Source organism: Winogradskyella sp., assembly GCF_013042245.1.
Classification (GTDB): Bacteria; Bacteroidota; Bacteroidia; order Flavobacteriales; family Flavobacteriaceae; genus Winogradskyella.
The window spans coordinates 1-18,102 of sequence record NZ_JABDQL010000075.1 but is presented as its reverse complement, the minus strand read 5'-3'; the positions used below and the strand labels follow the sequence as shown (position 1 = coordinate 18,102).

At 32.7% G+C, this 18,102-nt stretch carries 20 protein-coding genes and 1 pseudogene; 17 read left to right on the top strand and 4 right to left on the bottom strand.

The features are described 5' to 3' along the window. Positions 1 to 11: 11 nt before the first annotated feature. The 16 genes from efp to hisIE all read left to right on the top strand — a co-directional run bounded on the left by efp (position 12) and on the right by hisIE (position 14,990). Positions 12 to 578 carry an elongation factor P gene (gene efp / locus HKP48_RS06285; protein ID WP_296343964.1) on the top strand — a complete coding sequence of 189 codons (567 nt, stop codon included), beginning with the start codon at positions 12 to 14 and terminating at the stop codon, positions 576 to 578. A gap of 3 nt (positions 579 to 581) precedes the next feature. Continuing rightward, positions 582 to 1,178: a hypothetical protein gene (locus HKP48_RS06280; RefSeq protein ID WP_296343962.1), complete on the top strand. Its 597-nt coding sequence runs from the start codon at positions 582 to 584 to the stop codon at positions 1,176 to 1,178. Positions 1,179 to 1,181: 3 nt separating this feature from the next. Further along, a complete protein-coding gene (locus tag HKP48_RS06275) occupies positions 1,182 to 2,123 on the top strand; it encodes a UDP-3-O-(3-hydroxymyristoyl)glucosamine N-acyltransferase (protein WP_296343961.1) in 942 nt (313 codons plus the stop codon). A gap of 468 nt (positions 2,124 to 2,591) precedes the next feature. Next, complete coding sequence (gene sucD, locus HKP48_RS06270; protein WP_296343959.1) at positions 2,592 to 3,464, top strand: succinate--CoA ligase subunit alpha; 873 nt, start codon at positions 2,592 to 2,594, stop codon at positions 3,462 to 3,464. Positions 3,465 to 3,584: 120 nt separating this feature from the next. Further along, entirely contained in the window at positions 3,585 to 4,331 is a 747-nt protein-coding gene (fabG, locus tag HKP48_RS06265; protein WP_296343957.1) for a 3-oxoacyl-[acyl-carrier-protein] reductase, read from the top strand. A 17-nt stretch (positions 4,332 to 4,348) separates the two neighbouring features. Next, positions 4,349 to 4,888, top strand: a complete 540-nt coding sequence (locus tag HKP48_RS06260) for a hypothetical protein (protein WP_296343955.1) — start codon at positions 4,349 to 4,351, stop codon at positions 4,886 to 4,888. Between the two features lie 2 nt (positions 4,889 to 4,890). Next, positions 4,891 to 6,921, top strand: a complete 2,031-nt coding sequence (locus HKP48_RS06255) for a VWA domain-containing protein (protein WP_296343953.1) — start codon at positions 4,891 to 4,893, stop codon at positions 6,919 to 6,921. Between the two features lie 12 nt (positions 6,922 to 6,933). Continuing rightward, positions 6,934 to 7,749, top strand: a complete 816-nt coding sequence (locus HKP48_RS06250; protein ID WP_296343951.1) for a prohibitin family protein — start codon at positions 6,934 to 6,936, stop codon at positions 7,747 to 7,749. Positions 7,750 to 7,973: 224 nt separating this feature from the next. Further along, positions 7,974 to 8,831: an ATP phosphoribosyltransferase gene (gene hisG, locus HKP48_RS06245; protein ID WP_296343949.1), complete on the top strand. Its 858-nt coding sequence runs from the start codon at positions 7,974 to 7,976 to the stop codon at positions 8,829 to 8,831. Then, positions 8,831 to 10,117: a histidinol dehydrogenase gene (gene hisD, locus HKP48_RS06240; protein WP_296343947.1), complete on the top strand. Its 1,287-nt coding sequence runs from the start codon at positions 8,831 to 8,833 to the stop codon at positions 10,115 to 10,117. Before hisG ends, hisD begins: the two co-directional genes overlap by 1 nt. Then, entirely contained in the window at positions 10,114 to 11,148 is a 1,035-nt protein-coding gene (gene hisC, locus HKP48_RS06235; protein ID WP_296343945.1) for a histidinol-phosphate transaminase, read from the top strand. The genes hisD and hisC overlap by 4 nt, the downstream gene beginning before the upstream one ends. Continuing rightward, a complete protein-coding gene (gene hisB, locus HKP48_RS06230; RefSeq protein WP_296343944.1) occupies positions 11,148 to 12,281 on the top strand; it encodes a bifunctional histidinol-phosphatase/imidazoleglycerol-phosphate dehydratase HisB in 1,134 nt (377 codons plus the stop codon). Before hisC ends, hisB begins: the two co-directional genes overlap by 1 nt. Next, positions 12,281 to 12,862: an imidazole glycerol phosphate synthase subunit HisH gene (gene hisH / locus HKP48_RS06225; protein ID WP_296343942.1), complete on the top strand. Its 582-nt coding sequence runs from the start codon at positions 12,281 to 12,283 to the stop codon at positions 12,860 to 12,862. The genes hisB and hisH overlap by 1 nt, the downstream gene beginning before the upstream one ends. 1 nt (position 12,863) lies before the next feature. Then, positions 12,864 to 13,589 (top strand): 1-(5-phosphoribosyl)-5-[(5-phosphoribosylamino)methylideneamino]imidazole-4-carboxamide isomerase, encoded by a 726-nt coding sequence (gene hisA, locus HKP48_RS06220; protein ID WP_296343940.1) that lies wholly within the window; start codon positions 12,864 to 12,866, stop codon positions 13,587 to 13,589. 2 nt (positions 13,590 to 13,591) lie between these two features. Then, positions 13,592 to 14,347, top strand: coding sequence for an imidazole glycerol phosphate synthase subunit HisF (gene hisF, locus HKP48_RS06215; RefSeq protein WP_296343938.1), 756 nt, complete (start codon positions 13,592 to 13,594; stop codon positions 14,345 to 14,347). 43 nt (positions 14,348 to 14,390) lie between these two features. Beyond that, entirely contained in the window at positions 14,391 to 14,990 is a 600-nt protein-coding gene (gene hisIE / locus HKP48_RS06210; RefSeq protein ID WP_296343937.1) for a bifunctional phosphoribosyl-AMP cyclohydrolase/phosphoribosyl-ATP diphosphatase HisIE, read from the top strand. On the opposite strand, the pseudogene HKP48_RS12240 reads toward hisIE, so the two are convergent. Both HKP48_RS12240 and HKP48_RS06200 read right to left on the bottom strand, forming a co-directional pair. Further along, positions 14,991 to 15,098, bottom strand: a pseudogene (locus HKP48_RS12240) (hypothetical protein); the annotation flags it as partial. 481 nt (positions 15,099 to 15,579) lie between these two features. Continuing rightward, entirely contained in the window at positions 15,580 to 15,999 is a 420-nt protein-coding gene (locus HKP48_RS06200) for a hypothetical protein (protein WP_296343932.1), read from the bottom strand. Positions 16,000 to 16,086: 87 nt separating this feature from the next. On the opposite strand from HKP48_RS06200, the gene truA reads away from it, so the two are divergent. Further along, positions 16,087 to 16,872: a tRNA pseudouridine(38-40) synthase TruA gene (truA, locus tag HKP48_RS06195; protein WP_296344014.1), complete on the top strand. Its 786-nt coding sequence runs from the start codon at positions 16,087 to 16,089 to the stop codon at positions 16,870 to 16,872. A 33-nt stretch (positions 16,873 to 16,905) separates the two neighbouring features. On the opposite strand, the gene HKP48_RS06190 is transcribed toward truA, so the two are convergent. Together HKP48_RS06190 and HKP48_RS06185 are read right to left on the bottom strand one after the other, a co-directional pair. Continuing rightward, complete coding sequence (locus tag HKP48_RS06190) at positions 16,906 to 17,349, bottom strand: hypothetical protein (RefSeq protein WP_296343930.1); 444 nt, start codon at positions 17,347 to 17,349, stop codon at positions 16,906 to 16,908. A 115-nt stretch (positions 17,350 to 17,464) separates the two neighbouring features. Beyond that, a complete protein-coding gene (locus tag HKP48_RS06185; RefSeq protein ID WP_296343928.1) occupies positions 17,465 to 17,686 on the bottom strand; it encodes a hypothetical protein in 222 nt (73 codons plus the stop codon). Positions 17,687 to 18,102 lie beyond the last annotated feature (416 nt).

Genomic DNA, 18,102 nt, shown 5'->3' with positions numbered 1-18,102 from the left:
AAAATCACTATATGGCAAATACATCAGATATCAGAAACGGATTATGCATTAAGCACAATAACGACATTTATAAAATTATAGAGTTTTTACACGTTAAACCCGGAAAAGGGCCAGCTTTTGTAAGAACAAAATTAAAAAGTGTTACCACTGGAAAAGTCTTGGATAATACATTTTCTGCGGGTCATAAGATTGATGATGTACGCGTTGAAACTCATAAATTTCAGTATTTATATACAGATGGTGAGTTTTATCACTTTATGAATGAAGCCGATTATACGCAAATACGTTTACTCGAGTCTGCTTTGGATAGGCCAGACTTAATGAAAGAAGGAGAAATCGTTACTATTCAGATTAATACTGAAGATAACATGCCTTTATCTGTTGAGATGCCAGCTACAGTAATATTGAAGGTTACACATACTGAGCCAGGTGTTAAAGGCAATACAGCAACTAATGCTACTAAACCTGCCACTGTAGAAACCGGTGCAGAAGTTAATGTGCCTCTATTTATCAATGAAGGTGATAAAATTAAGGTAGAAACTGATAAAGGTACTTACAAAGAACGCGTAAAGGAGTAATTAATGAAATATTCAAAATCTCTTTTACTTTTTGTTTTTCTATGCTTATTAAGTTGTGTAGATTTTGCCAAAGGTATTGCTGAAGGTTTTGAAGACAACAATACCGAGTCATTATCTGAAAGTAATTTTAAAACCATTACAATTGATAGTTTATACCAATTAGATGTCCCGAAGTATATGAAAAATATGCCTTCGCTACATCCTGATGCTTCTCTAGAATATGCTAACATTTATAAAGAAGCTTATTCAGTAGTAATTCATGAAAACAAGCAAGAGTTTATTGATATTTTTAAAGAAATTGATGAGTATGACGATAAACTATCTCCGATAGAGAATTATCTTCAAGTTCAAAAAAATATGCTTAGTGAATCTATTAACAATGCTAAATTTCAAGATTACGGATTAAACAATATAAACGGATTACCAGCTCGTCAAATCAAAGTCATTGGTAGGATAGATGGTATTGATGCATTTTATATTATTTGTTTTGTTGAAGGAGAAGAAAACATTTACATGTTAATGAATTGGACATTACAGAATAAAAGAAATAAATTTGAGAACACATTTGAATATATAAACGGAACTTTTAAATTATTATAGCCAATGAAGTTTCCAAGAGAACACACTCTAAAAGAAATTGCAGAAATCATCGATTCCAAGTATGTAGGAGCAGATGATTTTTCTGTTTTAGGAATGAACGAAATTCACGTTGTAGAAGCTGGCGATATCGTCTTTGTAGACCATCCTAAGTATTATGATAAGGCACTAAACTCTGCTGCTACCATTATTTTAATTAATAAAGAAGTTGAATGTCCAAAAGGTAAAGCGCTTTTAATTTCTGATGACCCTTTTAGAGATTTCAATAAATTATCGGATACGTTTAAGCCTTTCGTTAGCACCACAGTTTCAATTTCTGACTCAGTCATTATTGGTAGAAATACCGTAATCCAACCCAATACTTTTATAGGACATAACGTAAGTATCGGTAAAAACTGCTTAATCCATTCTAACGTTAGTATTTACGATGATACTATAATTGGTGACAATGTTACCATTCATTCTGGTACGGTGCTAGGTGCAAATGCATTTTATTACAAAAAAAGACCAGAAGGTTATGACCGCCTGAAGTCAAGCGGAAGAGTTGTTATTAAAGACAACGTAGATATCGGTGCATCTTGTACCATAGATAGAGGCGTAACAGCAGACACTACAATCGGTAAAGGTTCTAAATTAGACAACCAAATTCAAATTGGTCACGACACAGTTTTAGGAAAAAATTGTTTAATAGCTTCTCATACAGGTATAGCTGGTTGCGTTATTGTAGAAGATGATGTAACAATTTGGGGGCAAGTTGGTGTAACAAGTGGTATAACTATTGGTGCAAAAGCGGTAATCCTTGCCCAATCGGGTATTAGTAAATCTTTGGAAGGAAATAAAACGTATTTTGGCTCTCCTGCTGAAGATATTAGGGTCAAGTACAAAGAATTGGCATCCATAAAGCAGTTACCAGAAATTTTGAAAACTATTAAAGATCTAAAAAGATAAGAATGTCCCAAAAAATCTATTAAAAGAATTTTATAATTCAGATTTAGCGAATGATCAAAACATAATTCAAAATTTTTTTATTCGGATTGCGAATTGCATTGGAATAGTAGTAATGGTTTTTCATTACTGAAATATAATGATATTGTTTCTTTCTTTGAAGGCGTGAGAGCATCTTATGAGAGTATGCGATTTGGTCACACACATCTGTTTGAAACTGATAACTAAGTTACTAGCCGTCATCATTTATATGCTCAGACTATTGAGCAACCTGATTAAGAAATTCTTTTGGCTCATTTCATTGCAATTTGGGAGGTTAAAGATGGAAAGCCATATCGCTATTACGAGCTTAGTCAGCTTGCTGATTAGAAAACAATTAATTCTTAACAAATAATTTTAAAAATCACTTCGGGAAAACGTTACAAAAGAGTTATTTTTGCAACGTTTTAATCGAATAAAAAATACATATAAATGAGCGTTTTAGTTAATAAAGATTCAAAAATAATAGTTCAAGGTTTTACTGGTAGCGAAGGTACATTCCACGCTGGTCAAATGATTGAGTACGGTACTAACGTTGTAGGAGGTGTTACACCAGGAAAAGGTGGTCAAACGCACTTAGACAAACCCGTTTTTAATACCGTTTCTGAAGCTGTAGAAAAAGTTGGTGCAGATACTACTATTATTTTTGTTCCGCCAGCATTTGCTGCAGATGCTATTATGGAAGCTGCTGATGCAGGTATCAAAGTAATTATTACAATTACTGAAGGAATTCCTGTTGGCGATATGATTAAAGCTGCTGATTACATAAAAGATAGAGATTGTCGCTTGGTCGGACCTAATTGTCCTGGAGTAATTACACCAGAAGAAGCTAAAGTTGGTATTATGCCAGGGTTTGTATTTAAAAAAGGTAAAGTTGGTATTGTTTCAAAATCCGGAACATTAACTTATGAGGCGGCTGATCAAGTAGTAAAACAAGGTTTAGGTATCACAACAGCTATTGGTATTGGCGGTGACCCAATTATTGGTACTACAACTAAAGAAGCTGTAGAACTTTTAATTAACGACCCAGAAACAGAGGCAGTAGTTATGATTGGAGAAATAGGAGGTCAATTAGAAGCTGATGCTGCCCAATGGTATAAAAATTCTGGTAGTAACAAGCCAGTTGTTGGTTTTATTGCTGGCGAAACAGCACCTGCAGGTCGTACAATGGGTCATGCTGGAGCAATTGTTGGTGGTAGCGATGATACTGCACAAGCGAAGAAAAAAATTATGAGAGCATGTGGAATCCACGTTGTAGATTCTCCTGCAGAGATAGGAAAAAAGGTAACTGAAGTTTTAGGCTAATCATATATAAAATTATACTGTTAAAAACCTTACGAAATCTTGTAAGGTTTTTTTATTAGGTACAAGTTGTAATTTATATCTTTGAAAGACTTAACAACTAATTAATCGAAATATTTAGACATGAAATTATTAGAAGGTAAAACCGCAATAATCACGGGAGCTTCTCGAGGCATTGGAAAAGGTATCGCAGAAGTTTTTGCAGAACACGGTGCAAACGTTGCATTTACATACAGTTCTTCTGTAGAGGCTGCAAAAGCGCTTGAGGTAGATTTAAATGCCAAAGGTGTAAAAGCCAAAGGTTACCAAAGTAATGCCGCAAGTTTTAATGAGGCTCAGCAATTAGCTGAAGACGTTCTTAAGGATTTTGGCGCTATTGATATTTTAGTCAATAATGCTGGTATAACCAAAGATAACCTTCTTATGCGTATGGGAGAAGAAGATTTTGATAAGGTTATCGAAGTCAACCTAAAGTCTGTTTTTAATATGACAAAGGCTGTACAGCGTACCATGCTAAAGCAGCGCCATGGTTCTATTATTAATATGAGTTCTGTTGTAGGCGTAAAAGGTAATGCAGGACAAACTAATTATGCTGCGTCTAAAGCAGGAATTATTGGTTTCTCTAAATCAGTTGCTTTAGAGTTAGGATCTAGAAATATTAGAAGTAATGTCATTGCTCCAGGTTTTATAGAAACTGAAATGACAGCAAAACTAGATGAAGAAACTGTAAAAGACTGGAGACAGGCTATTCCTTTAAAACGTGGAGGAACACCTGAAGATATAGCCAATGCCTGTGTGTATTTAGCAAGTGATTTAAGCGCTTATGTAACCGGACAAACGCTTAATGTAGATGGTGGTATGTTAACCTAGATTTTAAAACTTTCAAAATGAAAAAAAATCTTTTATTAATTATATCTATCACATTGACTTTCAATGGTTTAGTGGCGCAAAATTGGACAAGATATAAATCTGAAGATTTAGCTTTTGTTGCAATGTATCCTAGCCAACCTGAAAGAACAGTGCAGAAAATACCTTCCGCAGTTGGAGAACTTGATATGCACATGATTATGTATGCGCCCCAGTCAGGTGATAACAATACTTTATATTCGGTTATACGATCAGATTATCCTAAAGAGCAATTTGAAGGTGCAGATGTAACTTACAACAATAACGTTCTAGACGCTGCTTTAGAAGGTGCTGTGACTAATGTTAGTGGGAAACTTCTTAAGGATAAAAAAATAGTTTTTAATGGTTACTCTGGTAGAAGTATAAAAATAGAAATTCAAGCAGGGTTTATTTATATGAATGCATATCTCGTGGGGCATATAATGTATATAACTCAAGTTATTACGTTAACAAATAATGATGGAAACACGAGTATTGATAAGTTTTTCAGTAGTTTCGATATACTTAATGTCAAAAATTAAATTTGGTAAGCATTACAATTATACTCATAATATTATCTGGAATCTTAGCGCTCTTAGTAGCGCTTTTTCAGTATGTATATAAATCAAAGACCTCTAAGATTAGGAATTGGTTAGTTTTATTACGTTTTTTAAGTGTTTTTGGAGTTTTGCTTCTTATCGTTAATCCAAAGTTTGAAGCTGTAAGTTACTATGAAGAAAAGCCAAATTTAATAGTTGCTATTGACAATTCTAAATCTATCAACTATTTAGGTCAAGACCAAAAAGCAAAAGTATTTTTCGAAAATTTTATTTCAAATGACTTGCTAAACGCAAAGTTTAATGTCAAAGCTTTTAAGTTTGGTTCTGATGTCAAAACAGCAGATTCTTTAACTTTTATAGATAACCAATCCAATTTCTCTAGCTTTTTTAAGCGATATAACGAACTTTATAAAAATACCATCGCTCCAATTGTATTGATTACAGATGGAAACCAGACCATGGGTAGCGACTATTCGTTTAATACTTCTCGTATTAAACAGTCTATATACCCTGTCATTTTGGGTGATACGACATCTTATTCAGACTTACGTGTTGGTCAAGTTAATGTTAATCGTTTTGCATATTTAAAGAATAAATTTCCCATAGAAATAATAACAAATTATTCTGGAGAAGAGGCTGTAGATGCGGTATTAAGAATACGTTCAGGAAATGCTATTTTATTTTCAAAATCATTAAAGTTCAATTCAACTAAAACGTCGGAAATTGTTACAGTAAATTTAAATGCTAGTAGTGTAGGTGTTAAAACATATTCTGTAGAGTTGGCGCCTCTAGCTAATGAAAAAAACATAACCAACAACTATAAAAATTTCGCGGTAGAAGTTATAGACCAAAAGACTAATATCGCATTAGTCGCTAAAACCATTCACCCAGACTTAGGAGCTTTGAAAAAAGCTATTGAAAGTAATGAACAGCGTAGCGTTTCAATTTTAAACCCAAAAGAATTTTTATCACAAAATACTGATTTTAATTTAGTTATGTTATTTAGTCCAAATCGTAACTTTAAATCTGTTTATGATAAAATATCAAGTCAAAAACTAAATACATTTACTATAGCCGGCTCTAGTACAGATTGGGATTTTGTAAATAAAAATCAATCCTTTTTTAAACAAGATGTTACTAATCAGTCCGAAGATTATCAACCATCTTTGAATTTAAATTATGGCACATTTATAGTAGATAACATCACTTTTGATAACTATCCACCATTAAAATCAGAGTTTGGTTATACATCATTTTTAGTTCCTGAAGAAACGCTATTATACAAATCACTAAATGGTATCGATACAGGGTCTTCTTTGTTGAGCACGCTAGAGTATAATGGCCAAAAGCACGCCTTACTCAATGGAGAAGGTATTTGGAAATGGCGTGCACAAAGTTATTTAGATACTGATACTTTTGAGGATTTTGACAATGTTATAGGTAAGCTCATTCAATATTTGAGCTCTAATAAAAAGCGACGACGTCTCAATATAGACTTTAAATCGTTTTATAATCAAAATGAAAGTATAGTTATCAATGCACAGTTTTTTAATAAAAATTACGAATTTGATCCTAATGGTAATTTGTCAATTTTTTATAAAAATATTAATACAAATACAACATCGACACTACCATTATTACTTAAGAACGCCTCTTACAGAATAGATTTAAGCGGCATTACACCAGGGAATTATGAGTTTACAGTTAGGAGTAATGACGAACCAGTTTCAGCTTCAGGAAAGTTTAAGATTTTGGCTTACGATGTAGAAAAGCAATTTTTAAATGCTGATGTAACAAAACTTAAAACTATAGCGGCCAACACTAAAGGCAAATCATATTTTATAAATAGTGCTTATGTATTAATAGATGACTTAGTTTCTAATGAGAGTTATACAACTATTCAAAAGAGTAAACGTAGTACAATTTCGTTAATAGATTACAAATATTTGCTTGCATTAATTGCATTAGCCTTATCTTTGGAATGGTTTATTAGAAAATATAACGGACTAATTTAAAAAATAAAAAAAATGGAAAAATTACCTAAAATAGGATTGCCAATCTTAATTGCTGTAGTGGCATTAATAGTTATAATAGCAAAATCTGCAGTAACCATAGATTCAGGTGAAGCAGGAGTTTTATTTAAAACCTTTGGTGAAGGTGTTGTAGTCGACGAACCGCCATTGGGAGAAGGATTTCATATTGTTGCGCCCTGGAACAAAGTATACGTTTACGAAGTAAGACGTCAGGAGATTTTTGAAAAAATGAAAGTATTATCGTCAAACGGACTAGACATTCAGTTAGATGCTTCAATTTGGTATCAACCAGACCAAGCAAATTTGGGTAAGTTGCATCAAGAAATTGGTGAAAATTATTTGAATCGTATTATACTTCCAACGATGCGATCGGCAGCAAGAAGTGTTGTAGGTCGCTATACACCTGAGCAGTTATACTCTAGTAAAAGAGACGCTATTCAGCAAGAAATTTTTGAAGAAACAAAGAAAATCGTTGAAGACCAGTTTATTGTTATAGATGAAATTTTAGTAAGAGACGTAACATTACCTCCAACGATTAAAGACGCGATAGAGCGTAAGCTGAAACAAGAGCAAGAATCGCTAGAATATGAGTTTAGATTAGTTACAGCTGATAAAGAAGCTCAAAAACAACGTATAGAGGCGCAAGGTAAAGCAGATGCAAATAGAATCTTAAGTGCTTCACTAAATGATAAAATCCTTCAGGATAAGGGTATTGAAGCGACTTTGAAGTTGTCAGAATCACCAAACAGTAAAGTTATTGTAATTGGTTCTGGTGATTCAGGCTTACCAATAATTCTAGGAAATCAATAAAAGTTTGTTAAAGGCTTGGAATTGTAAAATTATTTTTTAAAACTTTGTTTTTAAGAAAAGCAAAAATGAATATAGTTCAATTACATCACCATTTTCATATAATCGCTCAAGCGAGGTGAAGATGTATTGAATCTAATCAATGATATATTTAAAACCCGTTTGAAAATTTCAAATGGGTTTTTTATTTTAACTCATGATGTTTTCAAACTAACTAAAATTCAAAAATGAGTGAATTAAAAATTGCAGTTCAAAAGTCGGGTCGTCTTAACGAAGACTCAATGAAAATTTTAAAAGCCATAGGTATTTCAATTGATAATGGTAAAGACCAGCTTAAAGCTTCAGCTCGTAACTTTCCGTTAGAGGTTTTTTATTTAAGAAATGGTGATATTCCTCAATATTTGAGAGATGGTGTTGTAGATGCCGCAATAATAGGTGAGAACATACTTATAGAGAAAGGAAATGATGTAAATATTGTTGAGCGTTTAGGGTTCTCAAAATGTCGTGTGTCAATAGCTGTTCCTAAATCTTCTGAAGCAAAATCTTTAATGGATTTAGAAGGAAAACGTATCGCTACCTCGTACCCAAATACAGTAAATCAATTTTTAAAAAAAGCAGGAATAAATGCAAATCTTCACATTATTAATGGTTCTGTTGAAATTGCACCAAATATTGGTTTAGCAGACGCTGTTTGTGATATTGTTTCTAGTGGTAGTACGTTATTTAAAAATGGATTAAAAGAAATAGATAAACTTTTAACCTCTGAAGCAGTTTTGGCAACTTCTCCCAGAATTTCAGATGAAAATCAAACCATCATTGATAAGATTCAGTTTAGGCTTAAATCAGTTTTGCGAGGTAGAGAGAACAAATATGTGCTTTTAAATGCTCCGAATGATAAAATGGATAACATTATTAAAATTTTACCAGGAATGAATTCCCCAACAATTTTGCCACTAGCCAAAGAAGGTTGGAGTTCTCTACACTCTGTAATTAATAAAAATGATTTTTGGAATGTCATAGATGAACTTAAGTTAAACGGAGCAGAAGGAATTCTTGTATGTCCAATTGAAAATATGGTGCTGTAATGAAAACATTCATAAACCCAAAGCGAAACGAATGGAAATCAATATTAAAACGTCCAACAAAAACTGTAGATGATATTGAAGCGACTGTTCTAGATGTTTTTAAAGATGTTAAACGCAATGGAGATAATGCCATAAAATCATATACTAAAAAGTTTGACAGAGTTGTTTTAGAGAATCAAATTGTTTCAGAGAAAGAAGTAATCGAAGCTTCAAATAATGTTGCAAATGAATTAAAGGAAGCTATTCAATTAGCAAAGTCAAATATTGAAGTATTCCACAAAGCGCAAATTACTGATAGAATAGAACTCACAACAATGGATGGTGTTGCATGTTGGCAAGAAAAAAGACCAATCCAAAAAGTCGGATTATATATTCCTGGCGGAACAGCACCTTTATTTTCAACAGTTTTAATGTTAGCTATACCTGCAAATATTGCTGGATGTAAAGAAATTGTATTATGTTCGCCACCAAACAAAGATGGCAAAATAGCAAATGAAATTTTATATGCTGCTCAACTTTGTGGTGTTACTAAAATTGTAAAAGTTGGTGGAATTCAAGCTGTGGCAGGATTAACATTTGGAACGGAGTCTATTCCTCAAGTGTATAAAATATTTGGTCCAGGAAATCAATATGTAACGGTTGCAAAGCAACTAGCAACAAAATATGGTGTAGCCATTGATATGCCTGCTGGGCCAAGCGAATTATTGGTTATGGCAGATGAATCTGCAAATGCTGCATATGTGGCCTCAGACTTGTTAAGCCAAGCAGAACATGGGTCAGACAGTCAAGTCATTTTAGTTACAACATCAGAAGTTTTTGCTAACAAAGTAAATACTGAAGTTTACAAACAGCTTGATATATTACCTAGAAAAGCAATAGCAACTGATGCGATAAATAATTCAAAATCCATAGTCGTCAATAATTTTGAAACAGCTTTAGATTTAATTGACAAATATGGACCTGAACACTTTATTGTTACTACAAATAACGATGGCTATTTTGTAGAAAATATAGGTAATGCAGGTTCTGTATTTATTGGTAATTATACACCAGAAAGTGCAGGCGATTATGCATCAGGAACTAATCATACATTACCAACAAATGGGTTTTCAAAAGCCTATTCTGGTGTTAACTTAGATAGTTTTCAAAAGAGTATGACTTTTCAGAAAATATCTGCGAAAGGTATTACTAATATTGGACCAGCAATTGAATTAATGGCTGAAGCTGAAGGGTTACAAGCGCATAAGAATGCTGTGACATTACGATTAAAAGATTTAAAATCATGAATGTAGAAAATCTTTTAAGAGAAAATATAAAAAATATAAAAGCGTATTCTTCAGCAAGAGATGAGTATAAAGATGCGACAGCAGAGATGGTTTTTATTGATGCCAATGAGAATCCTTTTCAAACTAATGTCAATAGATATCCTGACCCTCAACAGTCCAAAGTAAAGGAGTGCTTAGCTGAAATTAAAGGTGTAACAACTTCTCAAATATTATTAGGGAATGGAAGTGATGAAGTTTTAGATTTATTATTTAGAGCCTTTTGCGAACCAAATCAAGATAATGTTATCACATTACCACCAACATATGGTATGTATTCTGTTTTGGCAGATTTAAACGCTGTAGAAATCCAATCAGTTTTATTAGATGATAATTTTGAGCCAAAAGTTGAAGAGATTCTTACAACTCAAAACGACAATTCAAAAATCTTGTTTCTATGCTCACCTAACAATCCAACGGCTAATAGTTATAACTCCAATAAAGTTGAAGAGTTACTAAAAAAGTTCAAAGGAATAGTTGTAATTGATGAAGCCTATATTGATTTTTCAAGTAAAGAGAGTTGGGTAAGTCGCTTAAATGATTTTCAAAATCTCGTAATCACACAAACGCTTTCAAAAGCTTATGGTTTGGCGGGAATAAGACTTGGAATCTGTTATGCTTCAGAATTTATTATTTCAATTTTGAATAAGATTAAACCACCGTATAATGTCAATCAATTATCTCAGGATAAAGCTCTAGAGCGTTTGAATGATTTAAACGTTGTTAAACAAGAGATTGATTTAATTTTAAAAGAAAGAGAATTATTAACATCTGAATTAAGCGAAATTTCATTTATAAAAATAGTATATGCTTCAGATGCTAATTTCCTTTTAGTAGAAGTGGATGATGCTAACTTTCGTTATTCGCAATTAATTAAAAAAGGTGTCGTGGTAAGAAATCGAACAAATCAGCCATTGTGCCAAAACTGTTTACGATTTACAATTGGCACACCTAATGAAAATAAAATACTAATAAAAATTTTAAACCAACTATAATGAAACCAGTACTGTTCATAGATAGAGATGGCACTTTAATACGAGAACCAGAAGACGAACAAATAGATTCATTTGAGAAATTAGAGTTCTACCCAAAGGTCTTTCAATACTTAAGTAAAATAGCTAAAGAATTGAATTTTGAAATCGTCATGATTACCAATCAAGATGGTTTAGGTACAGATGTCTATCCTGAAGACACGTTTTGGCCTGTACACAACTTTGTTTTAAAAACTTTTGAATCAGAAGGTGTTGTTTTCGAAGAGCAATTTATAGACAAAACATTTGCAAAGGATAATGCACCAACAAGAAAACCCAATACCGGTTTATTGACTAAGTATTTTTCTGAAGATTATGATTTAGCTAATTCATATATCATAGGAGATAGATTGACGGATGTAGAATTGGCTAAAAATTTAGGTTCTAAAGCTATTTTCATCAACGACAATACAAACCTTGGTACTGATGAAGTCACGGTTAGCAATAATCAATTACAAGACTATATAGCTTTAGAAACTAATGATTGGGAAGTAATTTATAGATTTTTAAAAACGACAGAACGTATTGGTGGTATTGAGCGAAACACCAATGAAACTAAGATTAAAATAGACCTTAATCTTGATGGAACGGGTAAAAGTAATATCGATACTGGTATTGCATTTTTTGACCACATGTTAGATCAGATTGCACGTCATGGTCAAATGGATTTAAATATTAATGTAGATGGTGATTTAGAAGTAGATGAACATCATACCATAGAAGATACAGCCATTGCCTTAGGCGAAGTATTTGCAAAGACACTTGGTAACAAATTAGGTATTGAACGTTACGGTTTTTTATTACCAATGGATGATTGCTTAGCTCAAGTTGCTATTGATTTTGGTGGTCGTAATTGGCTAGTTTGGGAAGCAGATTTTAAACGAGAAATGATTGGTAAGATGCCAACGGAAATGTTTTATCACTTCTTTAAATCCTTTACAGATGGCGCAAAGTGTAACCTAAATATAAGGGTCGAAGGCACAAATGAACATCATAAGATTGAGGCCATTTTTAAAGCTTTTGCAAAGGCGATTAAAATGGCTGTAAAACAAGATGTAGAAAAAATGATTTTACCATCAACAAAAGGAGTGTTGTAATGGATTTGAAAATAGTTAATTACGGTGCAGGGAATATCAAGAGTATTCAATTTGCTTTTCAGCGTTTGGGATATAATGCGGTATTATCTAATAATCCAGACGAAATAATAACCGCAGATAAAGTTATTTTTCCAGGAGTAGGAGAAGCAAGTTCAGCCATGCAAATGCTCAAAGAAAGTGGGCTTGACTCCTTGATTCCGAAGCTTAAACAACCCGTTTTGGGTATATGTTTAGGCATGCAACTGATGTGTAATTATACAGAAGAAGGAGATACTAAAGGATTAGGGATATTTAATACTAACGTTAAGCGTTTTTCAAAAAGCGTAAAGGTGCCACATATGGGATGGAATACTATAAAAAATATTAAATCTGATTTGTTCAAGAATATTTCTGAAGGTGATTATATGTATTTGGTGCATAGTTATTATGCTGCAAATTGTGATGAGTCCATTGCAACTTCAGATTATGAAATAGAATATGCTTCAGCATTAGAAAATGATAATTTCTTTGGTGTTCAGTTTCACCCAGAAAAAAGCGGTAAAACTGGAGCGCAATTACTAAAAAACTTTTTAGACTTATAAAATGAGAATTATACCAGCAATTGATATTATAAATGGGCAATGCGTCCGTTTAACCAAAGGTGATTATGACACCAAAAAAGTATATAACGAGAATCCTTTGGAAGTTGCAAAAATGTTTGAGGATGCAGGTATTCAATACTTACATGTTGTTGACTTGGATGGTGCAAAAGCTAGTCATATTGTTAACTATAAAATTTTAGAAAGTATTGCTAGCAAAACAAATCTTAAGATAGATTTTGGAGGTGGATTAAAGACTGATAAAGACTTAAAAATTGCTTTCGAATCTGGAGCGCATCAAATAACAGGTGGTAGTATAGCAGTTAAAAAGCCAGATATATTTGAAAAATGGATTTCTAAATTTGGCTCTGATAAAATCATTCTTGGTGCGGATTGTAATAATGAAAAAATAGCGATTTCTGGTTGGCAAGAAGAGAGTAATTTGGATGTGATTCCTTTTATCAAGGGCTACCAAACTAAAGGTTTTTCTTATGTAATATGTACAGATATTTCAAAAGACGGAATGCTTGACGGACCTTCGTTTGAGTTATATAAAAGAATCTTAAATGAAGTAAATGGAGTTAACTTAATAGCTTCAGGTGGTATTTCAAAATTAGATGAATTACCACAACTGTTAGAAATGGGTTGCGAAGGTGTTATATTAGGAAAAGCTATCTATGAAAACAGAATTTCATTAAAAGAAATAGAACAATTTATTATCAATAATTAATTATGCTCACAAAACGAATTGTTCCTTGCTTAGATATAAAAGATGGACGTACCGTAAAAGGTGTCAATTTTGTAGATTTGCGTGATGCTGGTGACCCTGTAGTACTTGCTAAGCAATATGCAGAGCTTGGGGCAGATGAATTGGTTTTCTTAGATATTGCTGCAACACTAGAAAACAGAAAAACCATGCACGACATGGTCTTAAAAGTCGCAGAACAAGTCAATATACCATTCACAGTTGGTGGCGGGATTTCATCTGTTGAAGACGTAGATGATTTATTGCACTGTGGTGCAGATAAAGTATCTATAAATTCATCAGCGGTAAAGCGACCAGAATTAATTAATGAATTATCTAAAAAATTTGGAAGTCAATGCGTCGTTGTTGCTATTGACGCTAAGCAAATAGAAGGCGAATGGTTTGTGCATCTAGCAGGTGGAACCATACCAACAGATATTAAATTATTTGACTGGGCCAAAGAAATAGAAGACCGTGGTGCTGGTGAAATCTTATTTACATCCATGAATCATGACGGAACCAAAGGCGGTTTTGCGAATGAGGCACTGGCCACATTATCAGAATTAGTTAATATTCCTATTATCGCTTCTGGTGGTGCCGGAACTATTCAGCATTTTGCTGATACATTTAAGTTAGGCAAAGCGGATGCAGCTTTAGCAGCTAGTGTTTTTCACTTTGAAGAAATATCAATCATAGAATTAAAAGAGGAATTACGAAAACAGAATATAGAAGTGCGACTTTAGTCGTTATGCTGAACTTGTTTCAGTATCTCATAACTAACATAATATGAATATAGATTTCGATAAAAATAAAGACGGGTTAGTGCCAGCTATCATACAAGATGCATTGACAAAAAATGTGTTGATGCTTGGGTATATGAATCAAGAAGCTTTTGATAAAACAAAAACTTCAGGTTTAGTCACTTTTTTCAGCAGGACTAAAAATAGATTGTGGACAAAAGGAGAAGAAAGTGGAAATGTTCTAAATCTAGTAAATATGAAACTTGATTGTGATAGTGATACGCTTTTAATTTCAGTAAACCCCAAAGGACCAACATGTCATAAAGGCTCGGATACCTGTTGGAATGTAACTAATGAACAATCATTTGGTTTTATTTCAAAATTAGAAAACACCATTACATCTCGAATAGAAAACGCAGATACACAAAAATCATATGTTGCCTCATTATTTGCTAAAGGTATTAATAAAGTTGCGCAAAAGGTAGGAGAAGAAGCTGTAGAGGTTGTTATTGAGGCAAAAGACGATAATGATAAATTATTTTTGGAAGAAAGTGCAGATTTACTCTTTCACTATTTAATGTTACTGCAAGCCAAAGGCTTTAAGCTCAAACACGTAGTTAATATTTTAAAGGGACGCGACAGATAGTTACCGTGTATAGGTCATTGTAGAAACTATATTTCCCTCTTTATCGTAATAAGTCCATTTGCCGATAGGTTGTTTGCAATGTAAATATTGCCCTTTTGATTTGATGTTACCATCTTCGTAGAAAAAAGTTCGCTATTAATCATTCCTTTGGGTGATAATATGTTTAGCATGCTCGTTTCATAATAAATAGAACCTAATTTATATGCTTTCTCATAAGTCCCAGACATTGCAACTAATTTTGGCTTTTGTCCAAAACCGTAGCAAACACATAGCATAATCAAAATACTTGATCATAGAGTTGTCATAATCTTCGTTATTGATTATCTTTTTTAATCATAAATTGAAAAATATAATGATTTCTCTGTCATTTCGAGCGTGGTCACAGAGCGTAGTCGAAGTGTAGTCGAGAAATCTAAAGTATTGTTTTACAAGGTATTTCGACCACTATCAATGTGACAGAATGTGTTTGAAATTTTAATTATTACTCATTACGGACATTTAAATCTGAGTTTAATATTTATACAAAAAAATAAATTGAATCAAAAAAGCACCAGAAACTCTGATGCTTTAAAAATATAATATTAAGCATTTAATTTATCCAATTCTTTTTAATAGAGTTTTTAGCGAAATATATTAAGTACAAACAAACAGCAATTACTAGTATAGGCATTACCAATTGAGTTCCTGTCATTTCAACAGTTATAAATAAATAAATATGCTGTATGATTGCACCTAAAGCAGATAAAACAAATAGGATATATGCCATTTTTTTTCGGATTAATAAACATAATGCGCCTACTATACCTGCAAAAACGGCTATCGCAAATGCTGCTGTATACCAAGCAGGGAATTCCATTAAAAATTCTACTTGTTGTTCTTCTGGTGGTGCAGCAATCATCTCTTCTGTTGCAAATGCTTTGCCCAAATAGGCTAGTACGCCCATACCGTTCCAAATCAGTGCTAAAACACTTATAATCCAGAACCAAATTGGTGGTTTTGTTGTTGTCATGGTTATATTGATTTTGATAGTTAATTGTTTCAAGTTAAAAAAAATTTGATAGACTAGGACATAAGAATTACTTTCGGTACTAATATGATTTTCGAAAAACGCTTTTATTATTTAATAAAAATTCAGTATTTAGGTTATCGTTTCCACGGTTGGCAGAAACAGCCTGATGTAAAAACGATACATCTAATGATAGACCGAACTCTAAAATATATTTTAGGAAAACAACGTTTTAAAACACTTGGTGCTGGTCGTACTGACGCCATGGTTTCGGCTAATGAAGGAGCTTTGGAGTTATTTCTCTATGATTTTCCTATAGAAAATTTTGATGCTTTTTTAGAGTTGTTTAACCATAACTTACCACAAGATATTAGGGCCTTAAGTATTAAAGAAGTTAATAAAGATTTTAATGTTATTCAGGATTCTAAGACTAAGGAATATCATTATGTATTCTCAGAAGGTCAAAAGAATCATCCGTTTTGTGCACCTATTCTAACAACGATTTTAGAGCCTCTAAATGTTGAACTCATGAAGCAAGGCGCATTACTATTCAATGGTACACATAATTTTAAGTCTTATTGTTATAAGGCTTCTGCAACCGGTCAGTTTATAAGAACCATAGAAAGCTGCGAACTAATTGAAAACTGTATATATACTGCTAACTTCTTTCCTGAGACCTCTTATGTTTTAAAGGTAAAAGGAAAGGGCTTTATGCGTAACCAAATACGACTTATGTTTGGTGTGTTGATTAAGTTGGGTAGAGGTGAAGTAAGTCTAGATTATATTGAGAACTCTTTATCTAAAACGAGTACTGAAATTATGAACTATATTGCCCCGGCTTCGGGATTAATACTTCACTCTATAGATTTTGAATAATAAAATTGATTATTTTCAAACGAAAACCTAACTTTAAATTTTATTAAACCATTGACGCTTACTTACATCAGAAACAATATAATACAACAAATAAGCAATAATTGGTATAATAAAGTAGCGTATATTTTCTGGGAGAGAAAATAACTCATACATCTTTCCAATAAATACATTGTAGATATACTGAACAATTATTCCTGCTAATGATATTAGGAATAAGGTTTTAGACCATTCCTTTCTTAAAAACATTCCAATTACACCAATGATACCTGTAAACACAGCTACTGCAAATGCACCAATTGCCCAAGCAGGCATTTTATCGACTACCATTAATTGTTCTGGTGTGTACATTGCTCTATATGCAGATGTATTGTAGGCTTGGGAAAGATAATAGTATATTCCTAAACCATACCAAAGTAAGGCCAGCAGGGAAACTATCCAATACCAAAATGGGGCTTTTGAGTTAGCTGAATTTGTCATAATTGTTGATTGTTTTAGTTAATAAGCACTAATAAATTGCCATAAATCAATCAACAAGATATAAAGAAAAAAAAGGAATAAATATGAGAAATATCACATTTTGAGAGAATATTCTCTATCCTGCGACATGTACTTTAGGATCTTTGTTAACAAACTTACCATTAACACATTCGCCTAATATTATAACTTCTTTAGAGCGCTCATACATTTTTATAGAACGTTCCATTTGAGCTTTTGTAGCGTTATATAACTTCACACCAGATCTAGAACCTTTATTGCGAATTTCGATATAAAAACCATCTTTTAATTTTGTCGGCTTTGTTGCGGGTCTACCCATAAATAAAAATTGTAATTGTAAATTTTATGCATTATAGTGAAAATTCCTTCAGCCCACAAATTATTTCTAATTATTCTAAAGGATATTTATATTTATAATATTATTCTCTCTAAGGGTAATTTTAACAAGCTGTAGAGAACAAAAATAACTACAGATTAAAAAATTGAAGAAGGCTTAGACGAAGCTGGTGATGCAATAGAAGAAGCAGCTGATGAAGTCGAAGATGCTGTAGAAAGCTAAACAGATTAGCTGTAAAATTGCCAATGATAAAATACAGTCATAAACATTGACTTTATTCGCTTTCAGGTTTAATACCTCGAGGCTTGCCTCGTTAATTATTACTATTTTGTGACTCGATGTCACAGAATAGTAAATATATCCATAAAAGTCATAATGTTACAGTTTTACTATATCAT